Origin of the sequence: Mycobacterium sp. E1715 (assembly GCF_001667625.1) — a bacterium.
Taxonomy (GTDB): domain Bacteria; phylum Actinomycetota; class Actinomycetes; order Mycobacteriales; family Mycobacteriaceae; genus Mycobacterium.
This window is the reverse complement of record NZ_LZJJ01000446.1, coordinates 1-19,915: the sequence shown is the minus strand read 5'-3', so window position 1 is coordinate 19,915 and position 19,915 is coordinate 1. Positions and strand designations below refer to the sequence as shown.

The 19,915-nt window shown below is 67.7% G+C and carries 24 protein-coding genes and 1 pseudogene; 13 read left to right on the top strand and 12 right to left on the bottom strand.

Going from position 1 to position 19,915, the window contains the following annotated elements; genetic code table 11:
* Positions 1 to 91: 91 nt before the first annotated feature.
* Positions 92 to 790 carry a hypothetical protein gene (locus A9X03_RS22070; protein ID WP_067750098.1) on the bottom strand — a complete coding sequence of 233 codons (699 nt, stop codon included), beginning with the start codon at positions 788 to 790 and terminating at the stop codon, positions 92 to 94.
* Positions 791 to 955: 165 nt separating this feature from the next.
* Here A9X03_RS22070 and A9X03_RS22065 point away from each other — a divergent pair, with 165 nt between their 5' ends.
* From A9X03_RS22065 to A9X03_RS22040, 6 genes are all read left to right on the top strand, one after another.
* A complete protein-coding gene (locus A9X03_RS22065) occupies positions 956 to 1,438 on the top strand; it encodes a carboxymuconolactone decarboxylase family protein (protein WP_067784926.1) in 483 nt (160 codons plus the stop codon).
* Positions 1,439 to 1,451: 13 nt separating this feature from the next.
* On the top strand, positions 1,452 to 2,075 hold the full coding sequence (locus A9X03_RS22060; protein ID WP_067750093.1) for a nitroreductase family protein: 624 nt from the start codon (positions 1,452 to 1,454) through the stop codon (positions 2,073 to 2,075).
* The gene (locus A9X03_RS22055; protein WP_068262986.1) at positions 2,075 to 2,569 is read left to right on the top strand and encodes an SRPBCC family protein; all 495 of its coding nucleotides are present in this window, start codon (positions 2,075 to 2,077) and stop codon (positions 2,567 to 2,569) included. The genes A9X03_RS22060 and A9X03_RS22055 overlap by 1 nt, the downstream gene beginning before the upstream one ends.
* A gap of 129 nt (positions 2,570 to 2,698) precedes the next feature.
* On the top strand, positions 2,699 to 3,268 hold the full coding sequence (locus A9X03_RS22050) for a hypothetical protein (RefSeq protein WP_231969174.1): 570 nt from the start codon (positions 2,699 to 2,701) through the stop codon (positions 3,266 to 3,268).
* 43 nt (positions 3,269 to 3,311) lie between these two features.
* On the top strand, positions 3,312 to 4,292 hold the full coding sequence (locus A9X03_RS22045; protein WP_068262982.1) for an FAD-dependent oxidoreductase: 981 nt from the start codon (positions 3,312 to 3,314) through the stop codon (positions 4,290 to 4,292).
* Entirely contained in the window at positions 4,289 to 5,071 is a 783-nt protein-coding gene (locus tag A9X03_RS22040) for an enoyl-CoA hydratase/isomerase family protein (RefSeq protein WP_068262970.1), read from the top strand. The genes A9X03_RS22045 and A9X03_RS22040 overlap by 4 nt, the downstream gene beginning before the upstream one ends.
* Before the next feature lie 4 nt (positions 5,072 to 5,075).
* Here A9X03_RS22040 and A9X03_RS22035 read toward each other — a convergent pair whose 3' ends face one another.
* The 3 genes from A9X03_RS22035 to A9X03_RS22025 all read right to left on the bottom strand — a co-directional run bounded on the left by A9X03_RS22035 (position 5,076) and on the right by A9X03_RS22025 (position 6,997).
* Positions 5,076 to 5,477: a phage holin family protein gene (locus A9X03_RS22035; RefSeq protein WP_067890306.1), complete on the bottom strand. Its 402-nt coding sequence runs from the start codon at positions 5,475 to 5,477 to the stop codon at positions 5,076 to 5,078.
* Between the two features lie 57 nt (positions 5,478 to 5,534).
* The gene (locus A9X03_RS22030) at positions 5,535 to 5,774 is read right to left on the bottom strand and encodes a hypothetical protein (RefSeq protein ID WP_067778451.1); all 240 of its coding nucleotides are present in this window, start codon (positions 5,772 to 5,774) and stop codon (positions 5,535 to 5,537) included.
* 155 nt (positions 5,775 to 5,929) lie between these two features.
* Positions 5,930 to 6,997 carry an amidohydrolase family protein gene (locus A9X03_RS22025; protein ID WP_067890310.1) on the bottom strand — a complete coding sequence of 356 codons (1,068 nt, stop codon included), beginning with the start codon at positions 6,995 to 6,997 and terminating at the stop codon, positions 5,930 to 5,932.
* Between the two features lie 28 nt (positions 6,998 to 7,025).
* Between A9X03_RS22025 and A9X03_RS22020 the strand changes: the two genes are divergently transcribed.
* The gene (locus A9X03_RS22020) at positions 7,026 to 7,202 is read left to right on the top strand and encodes a hypothetical protein (RefSeq protein ID WP_156675525.1); all 177 of its coding nucleotides are present in this window, start codon (positions 7,026 to 7,028) and stop codon (positions 7,200 to 7,202) included.
* A gap of 157 nt (positions 7,203 to 7,359) precedes the next feature.
* Entirely contained in the window at positions 7,360 to 8,556 is a 1,197-nt protein-coding gene (locus A9X03_RS22015; protein WP_369807395.1) for an MFS transporter, read from the top strand.
* Between the two features lie 13 nt (positions 8,557 to 8,569).
* Here the strand turns inward: A9X03_RS22015 and A9X03_RS22010 are convergent, their stop codons facing one another.
* Positions 8,570 to 9,844, bottom strand: coding sequence for a competence/damage-inducible protein A (locus tag A9X03_RS22010; protein WP_067890313.1), 1,275 nt, complete (start codon positions 9,842 to 9,844; stop codon positions 8,570 to 8,572).
* A 48-nt stretch (positions 9,845 to 9,892) separates the two neighbouring features.
* Positions 9,893 to 10,198: an MTH1187 family thiamine-binding protein gene (locus tag A9X03_RS22005; RefSeq protein ID WP_067890316.1), complete on the bottom strand. Its 306-nt coding sequence runs from the start codon at positions 10,196 to 10,198 to the stop codon at positions 9,893 to 9,895.
* 51 nt (positions 10,199 to 10,249) lie between these two features.
* Between A9X03_RS22005 and dtd the strand changes: the two genes are divergently transcribed.
* Together dtd and A9X03_RS21995 are read left to right on the top strand one after the other, a co-directional pair.
* The gene (gene dtd, locus A9X03_RS22000; RefSeq protein WP_067750077.1) at positions 10,250 to 10,681 is read left to right on the top strand and encodes a D-aminoacyl-tRNA deacylase; all 432 of its coding nucleotides are present in this window, start codon (positions 10,250 to 10,252) and stop codon (positions 10,679 to 10,681) included.
* Positions 10,682 to 10,741: 60 nt separating this feature from the next.
* Positions 10,742 to 11,653 (top strand): class I SAM-dependent methyltransferase, encoded by a 912-nt coding sequence (locus tag A9X03_RS21995; protein WP_067750075.1) that lies wholly within the window; start codon positions 10,742 to 10,744, stop codon positions 11,651 to 11,653.
* 4 nt (positions 11,654 to 11,657) lie between these two features.
* Here A9X03_RS21995 and A9X03_RS21990 read toward each other — a convergent pair whose 3' ends face one another.
* From A9X03_RS21990 to A9X03_RS21980, 3 genes are all read right to left on the bottom strand, one after another.
* Positions 11,658 to 12,683: an alcohol dehydrogenase catalytic domain-containing protein gene (locus A9X03_RS21990; protein WP_067890319.1), complete on the bottom strand. Its 1,026-nt coding sequence runs from the start codon at positions 12,681 to 12,683 to the stop codon at positions 11,658 to 11,660.
* A gap of 10 nt (positions 12,684 to 12,693) precedes the next feature.
* Complete coding sequence (locus tag A9X03_RS21985) at positions 12,694 to 14,625, bottom strand: NAD(P)/FAD-dependent oxidoreductase (RefSeq protein WP_068262964.1); 1,932 nt, start codon at positions 14,623 to 14,625, stop codon at positions 12,694 to 12,696.
* A 109-nt stretch (positions 14,626 to 14,734) separates the two neighbouring features.
* Positions 14,735 to 16,102 (bottom strand): HNH endonuclease signature motif containing protein, encoded by a 1,368-nt coding sequence (locus A9X03_RS21980; RefSeq protein WP_068262961.1) that lies wholly within the window; start codon positions 16,100 to 16,102, stop codon positions 14,735 to 14,737.
* 216 nt (positions 16,103 to 16,318) lie between these two features.
* Here A9X03_RS21980 and A9X03_RS21975 point away from each other — a divergent pair, with 216 nt between their 5' ends.
* On the top strand, positions 16,319 to 16,783 hold the full coding sequence (locus A9X03_RS21975; RefSeq protein WP_067750065.1) for a hypothetical protein: 465 nt from the start codon (positions 16,319 to 16,321) through the stop codon (positions 16,781 to 16,783).
* A gap of 124 nt (positions 16,784 to 16,907) precedes the next feature.
* Positions 16,908 to 18,038, top strand: coding sequence for a nitronate monooxygenase (locus tag A9X03_RS21970; RefSeq protein WP_068262957.1), 1,131 nt, complete (start codon positions 16,908 to 16,910; stop codon positions 18,036 to 18,038).
* Between the two features lie 8 nt (positions 18,039 to 18,046).
* Here the strand turns inward: A9X03_RS21970 and A9X03_RS21965 are convergent, their stop codons facing one another.
* The 3 genes from A9X03_RS21965 to A9X03_RS21955 are packed head-to-tail and all read right to left on the bottom strand — an operon-like array spanning position 18,047 to position 19,032.
* The gene (locus A9X03_RS21965; protein WP_067750059.1) at positions 18,047 to 18,274 is read right to left on the bottom strand and encodes a hypothetical protein; all 228 of its coding nucleotides are present in this window, start codon (positions 18,272 to 18,274) and stop codon (positions 18,047 to 18,049) included.
* A 57-nt stretch (positions 18,275 to 18,331) separates the two neighbouring features.
* Entirely contained in the window at positions 18,332 to 18,622 is a 291-nt protein-coding gene (locus A9X03_RS21960; RefSeq protein WP_067750058.1) for a hypothetical protein, read from the bottom strand.
* Positions 18,623 to 18,633: 11 nt separating this feature from the next.
* A complete protein-coding gene (locus tag A9X03_RS21955) occupies positions 18,634 to 19,032 on the bottom strand; it encodes a hypothetical protein (RefSeq protein WP_067750056.1) in 399 nt (132 codons plus the stop codon).
* A gap of 211 nt (positions 19,033 to 19,243) precedes the next feature.
* Between A9X03_RS21955 and A9X03_RS21950 the strand changes: the two are divergent.
* Positions 19,244 to 19,915 (top strand): annotated as a pseudogene (locus tag A9X03_RS21950) (cytochrome P450); the annotation flags it as partial.

Genomic DNA, 19,915 nt, shown 5'->3' with positions numbered 1-19,915 from the left:
CGATCGCGGCCCCATCGATGATGAGCGCCACGCGAGCGGGGTCAGCCGCCTCGGCGGCCTCGAGCATTGTTCCGATATTCATGCGCGCGGCTCAGTACAGGGGTGACCACGCGGAGGTGCGCAGCAGGCGGCTGGTCCACTGGTCCCGCAGGTCGAGGGCGTCGTGCATCCAGGTGCCCGGGGCCCGGTATTCGGCGGGAATGCGGGTCTGCAGCAGCGCCAGAAGCCGTTCGGGCCGCTCGATGCGCTGCATCAGGACGACCTCGCGATGCAAGTGGCTGCCCAGTGCGGGCTGAAAAGCCGCCTGGATCAACAGCATTGACGACGGCCGGTCCAGGCTTTGGGCGTACACGTCACCGCTGCGCTCGATGTATTCCTCGAACTTGCCCGGGAAGGGCCACATGGTGTCTTCCATGTAGAGGCTGAGTTCGTGCTCCTGACCGTCGACCGGCACCTCCCCCAGCGGCAGCTCCCGCAGCGGCGACCACGGCAGTGGTGCCATCAGCTTGGCCTCGACGTCGTAGCGCAGTTCGTCCAGCTCGCGCATCCAGCCCCGCAGATCGCCCTGTTGCACCCGCAGCGCCAGGCGCTCCCACGCGGCGCCGTCGCGGACCGCGGTGACGGTCACGACGGTGTAGGACGGGCCGCTGCCCTGGGCGTGGTCGGCGTACCAGAGCAACCGGGCGTCATCGCCGGCGGCGAGCATGGGCAGCCAGCCCCGCCGGAAGGCGGCCTCGAAGTCGTCTTCGCAGCGGCCGCGGACCTTGTGCACCTCGTGCATGAACAGCATGCCGAGACCTCCCACCGGGCGCGCTCGGCCGTGAGCGCCCCCGTCCAACGGACGCTAACGCCGTGGAGTTGTCGTGTCCATGGGCGGTTTTGCGGCACCCTGGACAGCCGGGGGGCGAACTGGTTTGCTCGACTCAGTAACTACCTCACCGGGCAGGAGTCGCCGATGGCCCGTCTCACCGTGCCGGATGGCCCGGGCGGCGAAGCCGCGATGATCTGGACGCTGCGGCCGCAACTCGGCGACATGGTGGAGCGGATGATCCGGGGCGCCTATCAGCAGAGCGTGTTGCCCGCCGACGAGCGCGAGCTGGCCAGGATGCGGATCGCGCAGATCAACGACTGCGTCGCCTGCTCCGGATTCCGGGCGCAGTCGGTGCTGGACGCCGGCGTCGCAGCGGAGCTCTACGACAACGTCGCCGCGTACGCGAGCTACCCCGGCTACACGCCGCGCCAGCGGCTCGCGATCGAATTCGCCGAGCGCTTCGCCACCGACCATGCCTCCCTGGACGACGGCTTCTTCGAGCGGCTGCGGGAGTCCTTCTCCGACGCCGAGATCCTCGACCTGACCCTCTGCGTCGCGGTGTTTCTCGGCCTGGGCCGGTCGTTGACCGTGCTGGGTGTCGATCAGTCCTGCGCAATCGATCTCTAGTGAGGAACACTGGATGGACCTGGCCACGGTCGACGAACTGCTGACGACGACGCGGTCGGTGCGCAAGCGCCTCGACCTCGACCGCCCGGTCGGCCGCGACGTGATCCTCGAATGCATCCGGCTCGCGATGCAGGCGCCCACCGCGAGCAACACGCAGGACTGGCGGTGGCTGGTGATCACCGATGCCGACAAGCGCGCCGCGATCGCCGAGATCTACCGCAGCGTCGGTGCCGAGTATCTGGCGCACGCCGCCAAGGAGGCGTCGGACCCCCAGACCCGGCGGGTGTACGCCAGCGCGTTCGCCCTGACCGACACGCTGGGCAAGGTTCCCGTGCATGTGATCCCCTGCCTGGCCAACCGCATCGACAACTCCAACCTGCTGGTCGCCGCGTCGGCCTGGGCGTCGATCATCCCGGCGGGCTGGAGCTTCCTGCTCGCCCTGCGGTCCCGGGGGCTGGGTTCGGTGTGGACGACGATGCACCTGGCCAAGGAGCGGGAGGTCGCCGAGCTGCTCGGCATCCCCGACACGGTCACCCAGGCCGCGTTGTTCCCGGTGGCCTACACCATCGGCACCGACTTCCGGCCCGCCGCGCGCCCGCCCGCCGAGACCGTCACGTTCTGGGACGGCTGGGGCTGATGCAGTCCTACACCGTGCGGTTTCACGTCGACGCGCCACCGGCGAAGGTGTGGCGGGTGCTGCATCCGCCCGCCCCGCCCGACGCGCCGCGGCCGCGCGTCCTCGAGTGGCCCGGCGGCAGCATGGAGATCCTCAACGAGGGCAACGAGGCCGGCGAGGGCCTGGTCCGCACCTGCGTCTACGAGGTGCCCAAGTACCTGCTGTCGGGCGGCCGGGCGCGGTCGTGGGAAACCGTCACGGAGGCCGAGAAGAACAAGCTGTCGCGGTACGTGGCCGTCGGCGCGCCGCTCTGGTCCCGGGCCGAGGGCTACCACCGGCTCGACGAGCAGCCGGACGGGACCACCGTGCTGACCTTCCACGAGACCTACCACGCCTACAACCCGGTGGCCCGGTTCCTTCTCGAACGGCCCGTGCACGCGCGCATTTCTCGCGACAACCTCAAGACGTACGAGCATGCGCTCGGCTATGCCGGCCGCGTTCGGCGCCTGACTTAAAGGTTCCGACCAGGGCTAACGTGCCCGACGGGGGCGACCGGCGTATGCCGCATTGTGTGATTTACGGTGCCCGCCCCGGTACGCTGGCGTGCTATGGGGTTTGAGGCTGGTGTTCCTACCGCGGCACGGTTGGCCGTCGCGGGACTGATGATCGCGGGTTGGACCGCCTCGGCGGGGTTCGCGGGGGCCGACCCGGACCAGACGCCTGCGCCGTCACCGTCGCCGGCAGCCTCGCAGGGGCCCCCACCGGGCCCGCCTCCATCATCTGCCTCGCCGGCGCCCGCGCCGGCCGCCTCGTCGGCGCCCTCACCCGCGGCCTCCCCCGGAGCCTCACCCGCCGCCACACCGGCACCGGGACCGAAGACGACGATCGACAAGGACGGCATCTACAACGTCGGCTCCGACATTGCCCCCGGCATCTACAGCTCGGGCGGCCCCGTCAACAACGGCACCTGCTACTGGAAGCGGACGGGCAACCCCGACGGCAACATCATCGACAACGCGATGAGCAAGAAGCCACAGGTGGTGCAGATCGACCCGACCGATAAGGCGTTCAAGACCTCGGGTTGTCAACCCTGGCAGCTGACCCCGGACGCCGCCCTGCCCCCCACCGCAGCGCCCGGCAGCGTGCAGGGCACGCTCGGGATCCTCAACGGATTGCTCGGCGGTCAGGGCGGGCAGCAGCCTCCCCATTCCTGACGAGCGCTGACGCGGTTTCGCCCGGTTTCGTTACGGTGGCGCCGTGGCCAATGCGCAACAGATCGTCGTCGTCGGTGCGGGAGTCAGCGGGCTGACGTCGGCCGTGTGCCTGGCCGAGGCTGGCTGGCCGGTGCGAGTCTGGACGGCCGCCCTGCCGCAGCAGACGACGTCGAAAGTGGCCGGCGCGGTGTGGCTGCCGCCGCGGCCCGCGGCGCGGGCCGGCGACACCCTGGCGTGGACCACGCACTCGCTGCGGGTCTTCAGCGAACTCGCCGACGATCCCGGCTCCGGCGTCCAACTGGCCCCGGCGATGGCCGTCGGTGAATTGACGGCCACGGAGGCGATGTCGTCCGCGGCGGCGCTGATCCCCGACCTGCGGCCGGCCGATCCGGCCGACCTCCCGGACGGCTTCGCCAACGGCTTCCGAGCAACGCTGCCGATGATCGACATGCCGCACTATCTCGACTACCTGACCCGGCGACTGGCCGCGGCCGGCTGCGACATCGAGGTGCATCCGGTGCGGTCGCTGGCCGAGGCCGCCGACGCCGCGCCGATCGTGGTTAACTGCACCGGCCTCGCCGCGGGACGGCTGAGCGGTGACGACAGCGTGCGCCCACTGTTCGGCCAGCACGTGGTGCTCACCAATCCCGGTCTGCGCCAACTGTTTCTGGAGTTCGACGGCGGCCCGGAATGGACCTGCTATTTCCCCCATCCTCAGCGGGTGGTGTGCGGCGGCATCAGCGTCGCCGGGCGCTGGGACACCGCCGCGGATCCCGATGTGACCGAGCGAATCCTGCAGCGCTGCAGGCAGATCGAGCCCCGCCTGGCCGAAGCACAGGTGATAGAGATCATCACCGCGCTGCGCCCCGACCGTCCCACGGTGCGGGTGGAGGGCGAGCCGCTGGATGGTGTCCACGGCGAGGCTTGGTGCATCCACAACTACGGCCACGGCGGCAACGGCGTGACCTTGTCGTGGGGTTGCGCGCGCGACGTGGTCCGGCTGGCCGGCCAGGCGGCGCAGTGAGCATCGACTACGCGCTGGACGCGCACATCGCCACCATCACGATCAACCGCCCCGAGACACGCAACTCGCTGGACATGGCGCATTTCCGCGACCTGGCCCAAGCGTGGGAGGCGTTCCGCGACGACGCCGACGCGTGGGTGGCGGTGATTACCGGGGTGGGGCAAGACTTTTGCACGGGTGCGGACCTGAAAAAGTTCATTCCCGAACTCACGGGCGAACTACCGCAGCCGGAAGGGTGGAACAAGGAAGACGCCATTCACGCCGTCCTGCACCGGTTTCCCGTCTACAAGCCGATCGTCGCCGCGATCAATGGCACCTGCGTCGCGGGCGGCTTCGAGATGCTGAGCTCCACCGACATCCGGATCGCAGTACCCGCCGCGCGCTTTGCGGTGATGGAGCCCAAGCGTGGCCTCTTCGCCGGCGGCGGTAGCACCGTGCGACTGCCGCGGCAAATGCCCTACCCGTTGGCGATGGAACTGCTGCTGACCGCCGACATGGTGGACGCGGACCGCGCCCTGGCGATGGGGCTGATCAATCGGGTGGTGCCGCCGGAGCGGCTGATGGACACCGCGTACGACTACGCCGAGCGCATCGCGGCGAACGCACCGCTGGCGGTGTACGCGACGAAGCAGTCCGCCGTCGAGGGGTTGGCGCTCGACCTCGAGTCGGCGTATGACAACGAAACCCGGCACAGCGACCGCATTTTCGAGACGCAGGACGCCAAGGAGGGGCCGCGCGCCTTCGCCGAAAAACGACCACCGCGCTGGCAGGGCCGCTGAGCCCTCAGGCCCGGGTGCGGCGGCCCACGTCGCGAATCACCAGCGACAGCAGCCAGCTCACGATGGACAACACGATCGCCGCCCAGATCGCCGTCCACCAGAAGTGATCGATCTGCAGACCCCAGTGCGTGGTGTGCTCGGTGATGCGGGCGGTGAGCCACAACATCAGCGCGTTGACGACGATGTGGAACAACCCAAGGGTGAGGATGTAGAGCGGGATGGACAGAATCTGGACGATCGGCTTGATGAACGCGTTGACCAAACCGAAGATGACGGCGACGACGAAGATGATGCCGACCCGCTGAAGCTTCGTGTCACCGCCGACGAACGTGATCCCGTGCACGAATTTCGTCACCAGCCACAAGGCGAAACCGGTCAGTGCGGCGCGAAGCAGAAAGGGGCCCATGCCCACGATCCTCTCACCACCGGTGCGAGAACGGCAGCCGTTCAGCTCACCGCCGCGCTAAGCGTCACCGCGCTGCGACGCCAAGTGCTTCACCATCTGGCAGAGGTTGACGACGGCGGCGCTCAACTTGGCAATGGTGGCGTCCCGATCCGCCACACAGGACTCCCAGTCGGGAAACTCCTGCGGGGGTCTCTGGTTGTCCGCATTGAGATGGATTTTCTCCTCGATCTGGTCGCAGACGTCCGCAAGGGTCAATTGTCCCGGCGCGCTGATGTCGGAGAACCACTTGTCAGCCATGCAGAACCTCGTCTCGACGCAAATTTCGGTATCGTCCGAGGCTATCGGGTCGCTTGACACGACGTTTGTGCGGGAGGCCGGCGACAACGCGGTACATCCGCGACCATCATTGAGCCGACACCGGTCGCTGGTTGCCAGTCGCCAACCAGCAGAACCTAATTCAGGTTGTAGAAGCGCTGCGCGTTCAGCCCACCAATTTTTTCGCGCGCCTCGTCGCTGATGTCCGGGCGGGTCCGCAGGTGCTTGGTGCTTTCCGGCCATTCGCCGTCCCAGTGCGGGTAGTCGCTGGCGAACATGATGAAGTCGGCGCCTAGCACGTCGATCACCCCGGGCAGGATGGGCTCCTCCGGCTCGCACGTCACCCAGATATTGCCCGCGGCCAGATATTCGTGCGGATCGCGGCGCCAGCCGCGTTCGACCCAGTCGCCTCGCTTCTCGTAGTGCTCGTGCAGGCGATCCATGAAGAACGGGACCCACCCCGCGCCGGCCTCGAGGAAGGCGACGCGCAACTGCGGGTGGCGCTCGAAGACACCGCCGGACACCAACGCCGTCATCGCCGTCATCTGGTCGAACGGAAAACTGATGCAATGCACCTGAATGTAATTGGTGAACCGGTCCACGCCGATCTTCGGCAGGTGAATGCCCGGGGCGCCGTGGATGCCCAACGGCATCTCCAGATCCACCGCCGCGGCGTAGAAGGGGTCGAGGTCGGGGTGGTCGAGGTTTCGCGTCTTGAGCGCCGGCGGCACCAGGGTCGCCACCAGCCCAAGGTCTTTCGCTTCGGTCATGACGTCGATCGCCGCCTGGCCATGCTCGATCGGGGTCACGGCGACGCCCCGCAACCGTCCACCCGACGGTGCGCAGTAATCCGCGATCCACTGGTTGTAGAGCCGGGCGAACCCGGCGGCGAACTCGGGATCCTCGAGGGTGGGCGCGCACAGGCCGAGGCTCGGGTACAGCACCATCGTGTCGATGTGGTCGCGGTCGGCGTCGCCCAGCACGCCCTCGGTGGATCGACAGTTGATGTCGGGCGCATCGCTGATGCCGTGCTCCGGCGGACACCCCGCACCCGGGCCCCGGTCCTCCGGGTAGTTGCGGCCTTCGAACGTCAACCGCATCCGCCCGTCGGTGCTGGGCTTGACGTACTGCGGCCAGCGTTTGATCGCTTCGATCGCCAGCGAGGGATTCTCGGCGACGTGTCCGTCGGCGTCGATGATGCGCATGTATCCGGAACTTACTCTCGCGGATTGCATGTGGAAACGGCTCTGCGACCGCGTGGTGAACTATTCGGATCTCATTCCGCTGCTACCGCCGTGCCCCTACGAGCACGTCGGCGCCGCGATCTACATCAACAGCGGCGGTCCCGGCGCACTATGGCGCCACAGCCTCTACGCCTATCGGCAAGGGCTGCGGAGGTTGGTGGGATGAGCGCGGTGTGAAACCCGCCGTCGTGGCACGCGGGCAGAAAGACTCGCCATCGCGCGCCCGGTAGGCCACGATGCTCAACGTGACAACACAAAGTCCTCGAAACAAGCTGACCGCCGATCAGCGGAACTCGTTCGTCGCGGCGTTGCTGGGCTGGACGATGGACGCCTTCGACTACTTCATCGTCGTGCTCGTCTACGCCGACATCGCCAAGACCTTTCACCACAGCAAGGCAGAGGTCGCCTTCGTCACCACCGCCACCCTGATCATGCGTCCCGTCGGCGCGCTGCTGTTCGGGTTGTGGGCCGACCGTGTCGGGCGCCGGCTCCCGCTGATGGTGGACGTGATGTTCTACTCCGTGGTGGGCTTCCTGTGCGCGTTCGCACCCAACTTCACCGTGCTGGTGATCCTGCGGCTGCTCTATGGCATCGGCATGGGCGGTGAGTGGGGCCTGGGCGCCGCGCTGGCGATGGAAAAGGTTCCCGTCGAGCGACGAGGCTTCTTTTCCGGGTTGCTCCAGGAGGGCTACGCGTTCGGCTACCTGCTGGCGAGCGTCGCCTCGCTGGTGGTGATGAACTGGCTCGGGTTGTCGTGGCGGTGGCTGTTCGCGCTGAGTATCGTCCCCGCTCTGGTCAGCCTGATCATCCGTTACCGCGTGGAGGAGTCCGAGGTCTGGGAAGCCGCGCAGGATCAGATGAAACTGACCAGCACCAGGATCCGCGACGTGCTGCGCGACGGGGCGATCATCCGCCGATTCTTCTACCTGGTGCTGCTGATGACGGCATTCAACTGGATGAGCCACGGCACCCAGGACGTCTACCCGACCTTCCTGACCTCGACCGCCAACCACGGCGCCGGCCTGTCCAGCGCTACCGTCAAATTGATCGTGATCGTCTACAACATCGGCGCCATCATCGGCGGGCTTGTCTTCGGCACGCTGTCACAGCGGTTCAGCCGCCGCTACACCATCATCTTCTGCGCGATGCTCGGCCTGCCGATCGTGCCGCTGTTCGCCTACTCGCGCACGGCGGCGATGCTGTGCCTCGGTTCATTCCTGATGCAGCTATTCGTGCAGGGCGCGTGGGGCGTAATCCCCGCCCACCTGACCGAGATGTCGCCGGACGCGATCCGCGGCCTGTACCCCGGCGTCACCTACCAGTTGGGAAACCTGTTGGCGGCGTTCAACCTACCCATTCAAGAGCGCCTTGCCGAGTCGCACGGGTATCCCTTCGCCCTGGCGGCGACGATCGTGCCGGTGCTGATCGCGGTCGCGTTCCTGACGCTGATCGGCAAGGACGCCACGGGCATCCGCTTCGGCACCGCCGAAAGCGCGTTTCTGCCAACCGAAATGACGTGATCGGGCGTCGCTCCTAGTCGGCCGCGCTGAGCAGTCGCAGCAGCAGGTGCATCGCCACGGTCGTCGAGCGCTCCCGGATGTCGGAGCGGTTGCCGGGCAGCCGCAGGGTTCGGGTGTCCTTGCGGCCGTCGATGAGGGTCACGTTGAAACAGACCGTCCCGACGGGTTTTTCGGGTGTGCCACCGCCGGGGCCTGCGATGCCGGTGATCGCGACGGCGGTGTCCGCGCCGAAGCGGCGGATGGCGCCGGCCGCCATCGCCTCGGCCACCGGCTCGGACACCGCTCCGTGCGCCTCGATCAGCGCCGGGTCAACGCCGAGCAGCTCCGCCTTCGCCTCGTTCGAGTAGGACACCACCCCGCCGGCGACGTAGTCCGACGATCCGGGGCGGTCGGTCAGCCGCGCGGCCAGCAGCCCCGCCGTGCAGGATTCGGCCGTTGCGATCCGGCGGCCGGCCAGCGCCCGGGCCACCAGGTCGTCGACCGTGGAGCCGTCCTCGGAGAAGAGCTGCTGAGAGTGCTTGTCGCGCACCAGCTGCATCAGTTTCGCGTAGCTGGCTGCGGCGTCCGGCTCGTAGCGCGTCACCATCTCGACCTCGCCCCGCCGTAGGCAGGTGGTGATCTCGAGCGACTCGAAGCCCGGCACCGACGTCTCGGCGTCGCGCAACGTCTCGGCCAGACCCGATTCGGGCAGCCCGAACATTCGCACGGTTTCCTGCCGATAGAGCGTTCGGCCGGCGATCGCCTGCTGCGCCGCGGGCGTCTCGATGGCCCGGCTCCACATCGGCTGCAGCTCGCGCGGCGGGCCCGGAAGGACGATGACCGTCGGCTTGCCGGGGACGACCACACCGGGCGCGGTGCCCACCGGGTCGAGCACCTGCGCTCCGGCGGGAATCATCGCCTGCTTGCGGTTGGCGGCGCGCACCGCGTCGAAGTCGACGCCCTCGAAGCGGGCCATCAGCTTCTTGAGGATGTTCGCGATCTTGTTCTCGGTCTCGTCGTCCAGCACCAAGTCGCGGCCGCAGAAGCGCGCCACCACCTCGACCGTCATGTCGTCGGCCGTCGGGCCCAGGCCGCCGCTGGTGACGATCAGGTCCATGCCTTGTTCCGCCATGAAGCGCAGCTGCGCCTCGATGTCTTTGGCGCGGTCGCCGCAGATCGTGATGTGCGCCAGCTCGACGCCCAGCTCCAGGAGGCGATCCGCGATCCAGGGACCGTTCGCATCTTGGACGCGTCCGGTGAGGACTTCGGTTCCGGTGACGACGATGCCTGCGCGTGCGCTCACCGGCATGAGCCTACTGGCAGCGCGAGAAGGCATAGCCGAGCGAGGCGTTCTGGGTTAGCCGCCTTCGAGGTAACGCTCGACGGTGGCGACCTTCTGCGTGATCGCGTCGCTGACCCCGGCCCGCCAGTCCGCCTTGATCACCGTGCTGACCCGGGGCGCGCGGGCGGCGACCGCCTCCACGGCGCGCTGTACGACCCCCATCACCTCTTCCCAGGTTTCGCCCTCGATGACGGTGAACATCGAATCCGTCCGGTTGGGCAGGCCGGATTCGCGGACCACCCCAACCGCTTCGGCGACGATCTCGCCGACGCCCTCGCCCACCCCCATCGGGGTGACGGAGAACGCCACGAGCACAGACATCCAACGAGCCTACCCAAGCTCTTCCGGCCCGGCCTGGCAGCATCAAGGCCCATGCGGGTCCTGGTGCAGCGGGTGACGTCGGCGACGGTGGCGGTCGACGGTGCAGTGGTGGGCGCCATTCGGCCGGCCGGTCAGGGCTTGTTGGCCTTCGTGGGCGTCACCCACGGCGATGATCTCGACAGGGCGCGCCGGCTCGCTGAAAAGCTCTGGTATTTGCGGATTCTCGACGACGAACGATCGGCGGCCGACGTTGGCGCGCCCATACTGGTGGTCAGCCAGTTCACCCTCTACGCCGACACCGCCAAGGGCCGACGGCCGTCGTGGAACGCGGCCGCGCCGGGCGGAGCAGCCGAGCCGCTGGTCGCGGCGTTCGCCGACGCGCTGCGGCGGCTGGGCGCCGAGGTCCAGACCGGGGTGTTCGGTGCGAGCATGCAGGTCGAACTGGTCAATGACGGTCCCGTCACGGTGCTCCTCGAACTCTGAACCGACGGGTACGTTGGATACGTCTCTTGCCGGGGCCGATTGTTGATGGGAGGGGCGATCATGAGCCCGACGCCTGAGTTTGGGTCGCTCCGTTCCGACGACGACAACTGGGACATCGTCAGCAGCGTGGGTTACACCGCCCTGCTGGTGGCCGGATGGCGCGCGCTCCACGCGCTGAGCCCGCGACCACTCGTCCGGGATGACTACGCCAAGGTTTTCATCGAAGCGTCGCGAGACCCCTACTTGGCGGCCAAGCTCGCAAACCCGGGGACCTCCGAAGACGAGCTGGCCTTTCCTCGCCTCTACGGCGTGCAGACGCGGTTCTTCGACGACTTCTTCGTCGAGGCCGGCGCCGCGGGCATCCGCCAGGCGGTGATCGTCGCCGCCGGTCTGGACTCCCGCGCGTATCGGCTCGAATGGGTCCAGGGCACAAGGATTTTCGAGGTCGATCTACCGAAGGTGCTGGAGTTCAAGGCCCACGTGCTCGCCCAGCACGGCGCCAAACCCAAGGCCCCCCGGGTCGAGGTCGCGGCCGACCTGCGCGCCGACTGGTCCAGAGCCCTGGAGGACGCGGGCTTCGACGTGGAGCGGCCCAGCGCCTGGTCGGTGGAGGGCGTGCTGCCCTACCTGACCGACGAGGCCCAGAACACGCTTTTCACCCGGATCAGCGGACTCAGCGCGCCCGGCAGCCGAATCGCCATCGGGGCGTTGGGTTCCCGCCTCGACCATGACCAACTCGAGGCCCTGGAGACGGCCCATCCCGGCGTCAACATGTCCGGCGACGTCGACTTTTCCGCCCTGACCTACGAGCCCCAGACGGACCCCGCGGAACGGCTGGCCGCCCACGGTTGGTCGGTCGATCCCGTCCGCAGCACGCTCGACTTGCAGGCCGGCTACGGAATGACCCCGCCGGACGTCGACGTCAAGATCGACAGTTTCATGCGGTCCCAATACATAACGGCCACCCGGTAGCGGGCTACGGCGTAAGCAGGATCTTCACGTCGTCGCCCGACCGAGACGCCGCCGTGGCGTAGCCCTTCGCTGCCTCGTCCAGCGGCAGCGTCGTCGTGAAGATGCCGTCGACATCCAGCCGCCCGGACTGCAGCAGCGGGATCAATTCCGGCCAGGTGCGCTGCACGGGCGCGGTCGTCATCCGCAGGGTGATGCTGCGGATCAGGCAGCCCAGGGCGTTGAGCGGGAACGGATTCATGTCGTGCACGCCGACAACCGAGACGGTACCGCCCGCTCGCACCGCATTGAGAGCGTCCGTCAGGGAGGCGTCCGTGGCGACGGCATCGATCACCGCGTCCGCGCCGCGGCCACCGGTGGCGTCGAGGATGGCCCCGACCGCGGGGGCCTTCAGGGGTGTCGCCCCCCACTTGGCGGCGCGGTCCAGCCGCCCGTCCACCTGATCGACCGCGAAAACTGTTGCGGCGCCTTGGAACAGCGCGCTGCGCAGCGAGCACAGTCCGACAGCGCCCAAGCCGATGACCGCCACGGTGCCGCCGAACGGGATGTCGGCGCGTTGCGCCGCCGCCCAGCCGGTGGCGAGGTTGTCGGTGAGCAGCAGCGCCTGTTCGGTGCTGATCGATTCCGGCATCTTCAGCAGCTGGAAGTCGGCGGCGGGCACGGCCAGCAGATCGGCCTGCGCGCCACCGAGCAAGCCGCCGCCGAATATCTGGAACCCGTTGTGGCACAAGACCGGATCGCGGGTGGCGCAGCCTGCGCAGGCGCCGCACCCGGTCACCGACGACACCATGACGAGGTCGCCCACCTTGACGGTGCGCACCTGCGGGCCCGCCTCCACCACGGTGCCGATCGCTTCATGTCCCAGCGCGATCGGCTCGGGCATCGGGAAATCGGCCTCGTAGAAGTGCAGGTCGGAACCGCAGATGCCGGCAGCGGTGACCTGGACGATCGCTCCGTCGGGGCCGGGAAGGGCGGGATCTGGCCGGTTTTCCACCCGGATGGCGCGGGGCCCGTCGACGACTACCGTGCGCATGCTGGCGTGCTCACTTCCCTTGCCGTACCACGAATTGGGACCAATCGGGCTCGCGGACCGCCGCCCAGTACTCGTTGAGGCGCCACGGACTGACGGTGTGGATCTCCCCGTCGGCGTTCTTGAAGTAGGAGTGTTTGACCGCGGGGTGCGCCCACACCATCTTCTTGATCTGGGTCTGCGTCCGCTCATGCCACGCGGCGGCGGCGTCGGGCTTCGGCTCCAGCGAGTGCACGTCCCCTTCGGCCAGCCGCGCCAGGCACTGGTCGATGTAGCGCATCTGCAGTTCGGACTGGAAGATCAGGCTGCCACCGTGGGCGAGGTGGGTCCCGGGCCCGTAGATGATGAACAAGTTGGGGAACTTCGGGACTGTGATGCCGAGGTAGGCGTACGGACGGCTCCCCCACATCTCGCGCAGGTCGACCCCGTCGCGGCCGGTGATCTTCAGCGGCCACAACACGTCGGTGTGCCGGAATCCCGTGGCGTACACGATGATGTCGGCCTCGTGCGTCTCGCCGTCTTGGGTGACGATGCCGTGTGGGGTGATCCGCCGGATGGGCGTGCGCACCAGGTCGACGTTGTCGCGTCGCAACGTCTGCAGCCAGCTGCCGTTGTCCTGCAGGGTCCGTTTGCCGCAGGCGGGATAGTCCGGCATCACCTTGCCCAGCAGTTCGTCCCCTTCACCGACCTGGCTGGTGATCCACTGGGAGAACATCATCTGGGCGGCGGCGTTGATGTCGCTGACGGCGTGGTCCTGGTCGGCGTAGTTCGGGTCGCTTTCCGCGGCGTCCAGGCCCTTGTCGGACCCGGGCCAGAGCACCAGAAACCGGTACCACCGTCCATAGAACGGCAGGTGGCGCATGGCCCAGCGCATGCCCTCGCCGACCTCGTCGTGGTACATCGGGTTGGGGAACATCCACTGCGCGGTCCGCTGGAACACGGTGAGGTGCTCGACCTCCGGGGCGATGCTGGGGGCGATCTGGAAGCCGCTGGCGCCGGCGCCGATCAGCGCGACCCGCTTGCCGCGCAGGTCGACCGAGTGGTCCCAGGCGGCGGAGTGAAATGACGGCCCCGCGAAGCTGTCGGCGCCGTCGAAGTGGGGGATGTTCGGCCGGTTCAGCTGGCCGACCGCGGTGATCAGGGCTCGCGCGCGCACGGTGCTCGTCTGGCCCTCGGCGCCGCGCAGCCGGATGCTCCAGGTGGCGTCGTCGTCGACCCACTCGGCGGCCAGCACCTCGGTGTTCCACAGCACGTGCTCGGCCAGGTCGTGCTTCGCCATGACCTTCGTGAAGTAGTCCTGCAGTTCGTGTTGTTCGGCGAAGAAATGCGTCCAGTCGTTATTGGGTTCGAAGCTGTAGCAATAGAAGTGGTTCGCGACGTCGACGCGCGCACCGGGATAGCTGTTCTCCCACCATGTTCCGCCCGGTCCGGCGTTCTTCTCCACGATGGTGAACGGAATGTTTGCCTGCTTGAGCCGGATTCCGGCCAGGATGCCCGATTCGCCGCAGCCGACGACGAGGACCGGCATGTCCGCCGCGCCGTCGGCCGGCAGGGCATGGGGGCGGCGGGGATCGACGCCGTCGAGGTCCATCTCTTCCAGGATCAGCGGCAGGTAATCGTCGGGCACGTGCTCGCAGGCCGCCCAGTCCATCATCTCCCGAATGAGGTCGAGGCTCAGGGGCTTTGGCTCTGGGCAACCGCGGTCCCGATAGTCGATGATCGCCGGCAGGGCCGCCGCGCGGGCCCGCGCCTTGTCCTCCTCGGACATGAACCCCTGAATCTCGTTGAGGAAGACGCCCATCTGTTTGAAGTCGCGGATGAACCGCGGGTCACCGGTGATGTGCACCAGCGAAAGCAACAGCGTCGGGATGCTGACGTCCGCGAGGGCGGCCTCGATCTCCGCCGTGGACGTGGTGAAGGGATCGCCGGCATAGGCGCTGCGCATCGAGCCGATCCTCTCGGAGACGGGGGTAACCCAATTACGCGACGTGCGGTGTCGTAATTGGCAGCACTACGCTACCCGCTGGCCACGGAGCGGATCAATAGTCCGATCGCTACGGCGGGTCGACGTCCTCGTCCCCGTCCGACATCAGCTTTTCGGGGTGGTGGAAGGTGTTGGTGCGGGGCTGGCCGCGGTCGAAGTGCGGCGGCGGGATCCATTCGGTTTTGCCGTTGGCGCGTTTTCGGGTGGTCCAGCCCTTTTCGAGGAGCCGGTGGTGGGGTCCGCAGGCCAGCGTGAGCTGGTCGATGTCGGTGCGGTGCGTGTGGGCCCAGTCTTCGACGTGGTGGACTTCGCAGTAGTAGCCGGCGACGTCGCAGCCGGGCGCCGAGCAGCCGCGATCGTTGGCGTACAAGACAATTCGCTGGCCCGCCGAGGCCAGCCGTTTGGCGTGATACAGCGCGACCGCCTTGCCCTTGTCGAAGATCGCCAGGTAATGGTGGGCGTGGCGGGCCAGGCGGATCACGTCGGACATCGGCAAGATGGTGCCCCCGCCCGTCAAGCCCTTGCCCGAAGCGGCTTCCAAGTCCGCGAGTGTGGTGGTCACGACGATGGCCGCCGGTAGGCCGTTGTGCCGGCCCAGTTTGCCGCTTGCCAGCGTTGCTCTCAGCGCGGCGTTGAGGCCGTCGTGGTTCCGCTGCGGCGCGGTGCGGGCGTCGCGCTGCACGGCTTCCTCGCTGGGCGGCCCGTCGACCACCGGGGCGTCGTCCTCTGGGTTGCACATGCCGGGTGCGGCGAGTTTGGCCAGCACCGCTTCCCACGTGGCGCGGGCTTCGGGGGTCAGCCAGCCGCTGAGGCGTGACATGCCGCCGCTGTCTTGGGTTCCCAGGGTCAGTCCGCGGCGCCGCGCGCGGTCCTGGTCGGTGAACTGTCCGTCGGGGTTGAGGTAGCAGGTGATGCGATCGGCGACTTTGCGCAGACTTTCTGGGCGATGAGCGCCGGCCCAGCGAGCGAGGTCGGCCTCCGCGGCCTCGCGGGTGGGCGCGTCGACCCAGCCGGGCAGCTCGTCGAAGAAGCGGTGGATGACCGTGAGGTGGGACGCGCCGATATGGCCGGCGCGCTGGGCGGCCGCGGCGGCCGGATACCGCGGCGCCAGCGGCTCCCCGGTCAGCGCCCGCCGCGTGCCCAGGGCGCGGGCGTCGGTGATCCGGCGGGTGGCTTCCCCGCGGGTGATGTGCAGCCGGTCCGCCAGCACGTGCGCGAACTTGCCGCCGAGTTCGGCCGGGGTGGCCTGGCCGTCGATCTGGTTGATCAGCTCGTGCCCGGCCGCCGGGAGCCGCCGCATCTCGCGTTCGAGCATTTCGAGGTGGGCGAATCTTTCCGGAGTGGTCAGCGCATCGTAGGAGTGGCCGAGAATGCGGGAAACGACATCGCTCAGCGCGGCATAGTCCGCGGCGATCTCCTCATGGTCACTCGATCGCATGTTCGAATAGTACGGCGGGCCACCGACAACAATCCGTTCGGCGACCAGACGGATGTCGAGCGGCCCCTGAATGACGAGTTTGAGCTGTCTGATCCCGCTCGCCCCGATCGCCGCTGAAACTCAAGTGGCAGAAGTGATTCCATTTCGACGTGGGGCTGGGAAACAATGGGTGCACGTCGACGCGTGCTCCCAGTGGCACGGAGATGGAGGAGCGCCATGGCCTCGTTGCTCACGGCCTGCGCCGGATTCCTGCTCGCAGTCTTGTGGATGGATCTGATCTTCGATGTGCAGGTGCTCCGATTCCGTTCTCCGCCAGCCGATCTGCCCGAGGAGGTGCTCGCTTCCATCGCGGCTTACTACCATCGCGCCACCACCACGTCTCGCCCGATGAATCGGCTGATCGCCGCCGTCATGGTGATCCTGGTGGCGGCGTTGACCTACCAGTCCGCGCTGGGGCCGGAGCCGTGGTGGCTGCTGGCACTGTCGGTCGTCCTGGCCGGGCTTCCGATCATGCTCGCGCTGACGCAAACGGTCCCCGACGCGGTGCGGCTGGGGCGGCGCGCGGACGATCCGCCCGAGCAGACCCGGCTGGCGCGCTCCGTCTGCCGGGATCACCTGGTGTGTGCCGGCTGCATGTTCGCGTTCGTGGCGCTGTGGGTCGTGCGGAGCGCCGCACTCTGACGGGGCCGACGGGTCGTAGTGACAAAACGCAGGTCAAGACCCGCTGGCCACGTCAATGCGGTTCGTACTAAACTAGAACACGTTTCAATTTGTTGAGCTTCGGTTCCGCGCCCCAGGAGTAGGCATGCACACCGCCATCTGCGATGAGCTTGGTATTGAGTTTCCGATTTTCGCGTTCACCCACTGCCGTGATGTCGTGGTGGCGGTCAGCAAGGCCGGGGGGTTCGGCGTCCTCGGCGCGGTCGGCTTCACGCCCGAGCAGCTGGAGATCGAACTCAACTGGATTGACGAGAACATCGGCGACCACCCCTACGGCGTCGACATCGTCATCCCGAACAAGTACGAGGGCATGGACTCGCACCTCTCGGCCGAAGAGCTCGCCGAGACGCTGCGCAAGATGGTGCCCCAGGAACACCTCGACTTCGGCAAGAAGATCCTCGCCGACCACGGCGTGCCGATCGAGGACAGCGACGGCGACAGCCTGCAGCTGCTCGGGTGGACCGAGGCGACCGCCACGCCCCAGGTCGAGGTGGCGCTGAAGCACCCGAAGGTGAAGATGATCGCCAACGCGCTCGGCACTCCCCCGCCCGACATGATCAAGCACATCCACGAGGCCGGGCTCAAAGTCGCCGCGCTGTGCGGCTCGCCGTCGCAGGCCCGCAAGCACGCGGACGCGGGCGTCGACATCATCATCGCCCAGGGCGGCGAGGCCGGCGGCCACTGCGGTGAGGTGGGCTCAATCGTGTTGTGGCCGCAGGTGGTCAAGGAAGTCGCCCCCGTGCCGGTGCTGGCGGCCGGCGGTATCGGCAGCGGCCAGCAGATCGCCGCGGCGTTGGCGCTGGGGGCCCAAGGCGCATGGACGGGCTCGCAGTGGCTGATGGTCGAGGAATCCTCGAACACGCCGGTTCAGCAGCAGGCGTACGTCAAGGCGGGCAGCCGGGACACCGTTCGCAGCCGGTCGTTCACCGGTAAGCCGGCCCGCATGTTGCGCAACGACTGGACCGAGGCGTGGGAGCAGCCGGACAACCCGAAGCCGCTCGGTATGCCGTTGCAGTACATGGTCTCCGGCATGGCGGTGCGGGCCACCAACCGGTACCCGAACGAGAGCGTGGACGTCGCGTTCAATCCGGTCGGTCAGATCGTCGGTCAGTTCACCAAGGTGGAGAAGACGGCGACCGTCATCGAGCGCTGGGTGCAGGAATACCTGGAAGCGACCAACCGGCTTGACGAACTCAACGAGGCCGCGTCGGTCTGACGGCGGAACTAGACCTCGTCGTCGTCGAGCGCGTCGCGGCCGCTGAACATCTCCCTCGTCCTGTCGACCGCGTACGTGCCGATCTCGATCGAGTTCTGAACGATCCCGCTGGCGCCGCCGGAGATGTCACCGCGGATGATGTCGCTGGCGTGTTCGACGATGTCGGAGGCCTTTTCGACCGCGTTGGTCGCGATGTCCTTGGCCGCGTCGACCGCATCCTTCGGGTTGAAAGCCATCTCGAGTCTCCTTTGGTCGCAGGACAGTTGCTATGACTCTAGCCGGGGTGCGCCGGGCTAGTAGTTCACCAGGCTGCGCCAGTAGTCCTCGGGGATTTCGGCCCCGGACCGCAAGATTCGGGCCAGGCCGACGGCCATCGCGATCCCCAGCAGGCCGAGCCACAGCCCGGCCAGCCCGATGATTCCCCACAGCACGGCGGTGACCGCGGGCCACGGCGACAGCACTGCGAGGACCGGCGCGAAAAAGAATCCCGTCCCGATGTACCACGCCGAGCCGGCACGATCGGACGCGAGGACGAACCGAAGCCAGCGCGGGACGAGGGTCTCGCCGGGCCGGCCGTCGTTCATGACTCAGCCGCTCATCCGGCCGGAGGGAAGAATCCCGCCCCGGTGAACCAGCCCTCTTGCCAACCCTGCGCCCCCAGGCACAGCATCGGCAGCCCGCGATCCGACTGCGCCGCCGCCTGCGGTCCAGGGCACTTCGCGCCGGCCTGCTGCACCCCGTACAGGGGGTAGGAGATGACCCAATACCCGGTGGTGGCCGCGGGGAACTGGTTCGGCGGGGGGAAGTGGCACGCCTCGGCCTGGCCGCTGGGGCCCCGACCGAAGATGAAGCGCTCGTAGTTGTCGCACGGCGCGCCCAACGAGGCCTGATAGTTCATGCCTGGCACGTCGCCGTCGTACCCGGCTGCGGCGCTCGGCGCCATGCCGATCGCGATGCCCGCTATCGAAGCGGCGCTGAGCAGTTCCCGAATCATGTTCCACCCCGCCTGTCGTCGCCGGTGACCTGCACCAAAGCATATCCATCGAGACGCGGGCCACAAGACCGTATCGGCCAAGCGGCCCGAGAACGAGGAACACGTTTCAATTTGTGCCCGGCGATCTTGTGTCAACGCTTCCCAACCGTGGTGCGGCAATGGTTTATTTGCACAAAGACGACTAGACCACTTCGTCATCGAGGAGCGGGCAATGCCAACCGTCGAGCCAACCGCCAAGCCGGTCCCCAATCTTCCTCCCGGATTCGACTTCACCGATCCGGACATCCACGCCGAGCGGTTGCCGGTGGAGGAACTGGCCGAACTGCGGCGGACCGCGCCGATCTGGTGGAACGAACAACCGATCGGGGCCGGCGGATTCGACGACGGCGGCTTCTGGGTGGTGTCCAAGCACAAGGACGTCAAAGAGGTCTCGCTACGCAGCGACGTCTTCTCCAGCCTGAAAAACACCGCGCTGCCGCGCTACAAGGACGGAACGGTCGGCGAACAAGTCGAACGCGGCAAGTTCGTCCTGCTCAACATGGATGCGCCGCAACACACTCGGCTGCGCAAGATCATCTCGCGGGCGTTCACCCCCCGGGCCATCGAGCGCCTGCGCGACGACCTCGCCGAGCGGGCGCGGCGCATCGTCGCGGAAGCGGCGGCGGAGGGGCGCGGTGACTTCGTCGAGCAGGTCTCGTGCGAGTTGCCGTTGCAGGCGATTGCCGGGTTGATGGGTGTGCCGCAGGAAGACCGCAAGAAGCTCTTCCACTGGTCCAACGAGATGGTCGGCGACCAGGATCCGGAGTTCGCCAGCAACGACGCCATCACCGCGTCCGTCGAACTCATCATGTACGGCATGCAGATGGCCGCCGACCGGACGGCG

Excerpts from the sequence above, each read along its gene's own strand:
- A9X03_RS21970 (WP_068262957.1), top strand. The coding sequence starts at position 16,908 with ATGCACACCGCCATCTGCGATGAGCTTGGTATTGAGTTTCCGATTTTC.
- A9X03_RS21990 (WP_067890319.1), bottom strand. The coding sequence starts at position 12,683 with ATGCGCACGGTAGTCGTCGACGGGCCCCGCGCCATCCGGGTGGAAAAC.
- A9X03_RS21960 (WP_067750058.1), bottom strand. The coding sequence starts at position 18,622 with ATGAACGACGGCCGGCCCGGCGAGACCCTCGTCCCGCGCTGGCTTCGG.
- A9X03_RS22005 (WP_067890316.1), bottom strand. The coding sequence starts at position 10,198 with ATGTCTGTGCTCGTGGCGTTCTCCGTCACCCCGATGGGGGTGGGCGAG.
- A9X03_RS22020 (WP_156675525.1), top strand. The coding sequence starts at position 7,026 with ATGTGGAAACGGCTCTGCGACCGCGTGGTGAACTATTCGGATCTCATT.
- A9X03_RS22010 (WP_067890313.1), bottom strand. The coding sequence starts at position 9,844 with ATGCCGGTGAGCGCACGCGCAGGCATCGTCGTCACCGGAACCGAAGTC.
- A9X03_RS21995 (WP_067750075.1), top strand. The coding sequence starts at position 10,742 with ATGAGCCCGACGCCTGAGTTTGGGTCGCTCCGTTCCGACGACGACAAC.
- A9X03_RS22025 (WP_067890310.1), bottom strand. The coding sequence starts at position 6,997 with ATGCGCATCATCGACGCCGACGGACACGTCGCCGAGAATCCCTCGCTG.
- A9X03_RS22065 (WP_067784926.1), top strand. The coding sequence starts at position 956 with ATGGCCCGTCTCACCGTGCCGGATGGCCCGGGCGGCGAAGCCGCGATG.
- A9X03_RS22030 (WP_067778451.1), bottom strand. The coding sequence starts at position 5,774 with ATGGCTGACAAGTGGTTCTCCGACATCAGCGCGCCGGGACAATTGACC.
- A9X03_RS21965 (WP_067750059.1), bottom strand. The coding sequence starts at position 18,274 with ATGGCTTTCAACCCGAAGGATGCGGTCGACGCGGCCAAGGACATCGCG.
- dtd (WP_067750077.1), top strand. The coding sequence starts at position 10,250 with ATGCGGGTCCTGGTGCAGCGGGTGACGTCGGCGACGGTGGCGGTCGAC.
- A9X03_RS22055 (WP_068262986.1), top strand. The coding sequence starts at position 2,075 with ATGCAGTCCTACACCGTGCGGTTTCACGTCGACGCGCCACCGGCGAAG.
- A9X03_RS22070 (WP_067750098.1), bottom strand. The coding sequence starts at position 790 with ATGCTGTTCATGCACGAGGTGCACAAGGTCCGCGGCCGCTGCGAAGAC.
- A9X03_RS22060 (WP_067750093.1), top strand. The coding sequence starts at position 1,452 with ATGGACCTGGCCACGGTCGACGAACTGCTGACGACGACGCGGTCGGTG.
- A9X03_RS21985 (WP_068262964.1), bottom strand. The coding sequence starts at position 14,625 with ATGCGCAGCGCCTATGCCGGCGATCCCTTCACCACGTCCACGGCGGAG.
- A9X03_RS21955 (WP_067750056.1), bottom strand. The coding sequence starts at position 19,032 with ATGATTCGGGAACTGCTCAGCGCCGCTTCGATAGCGGGCATCGCGATC.
- A9X03_RS22035 (WP_067890306.1), bottom strand. The coding sequence starts at position 5,477 with ATGGGCCCCTTTCTGCTTCGCGCCGCACTGACCGGTTTCGCCTTGTGG.
- A9X03_RS22015 (WP_369807395.1), top strand. The coding sequence starts at position 7,360 with ATGGACGCCTTCGACTACTTCATCGTCGTGCTCGTCTACGCCGACATC.
- A9X03_RS21980 (WP_068262961.1), bottom strand. The coding sequence starts at position 16,102 with ATGCGATCGAGTGACCATGAGGAGATCGCCGCGGACTATGCCGCGCTG.
- A9X03_RS21975 (WP_067750065.1), top strand. The coding sequence starts at position 16,319 with ATGGCCTCGTTGCTCACGGCCTGCGCCGGATTCCTGCTCGCAGTCTTG.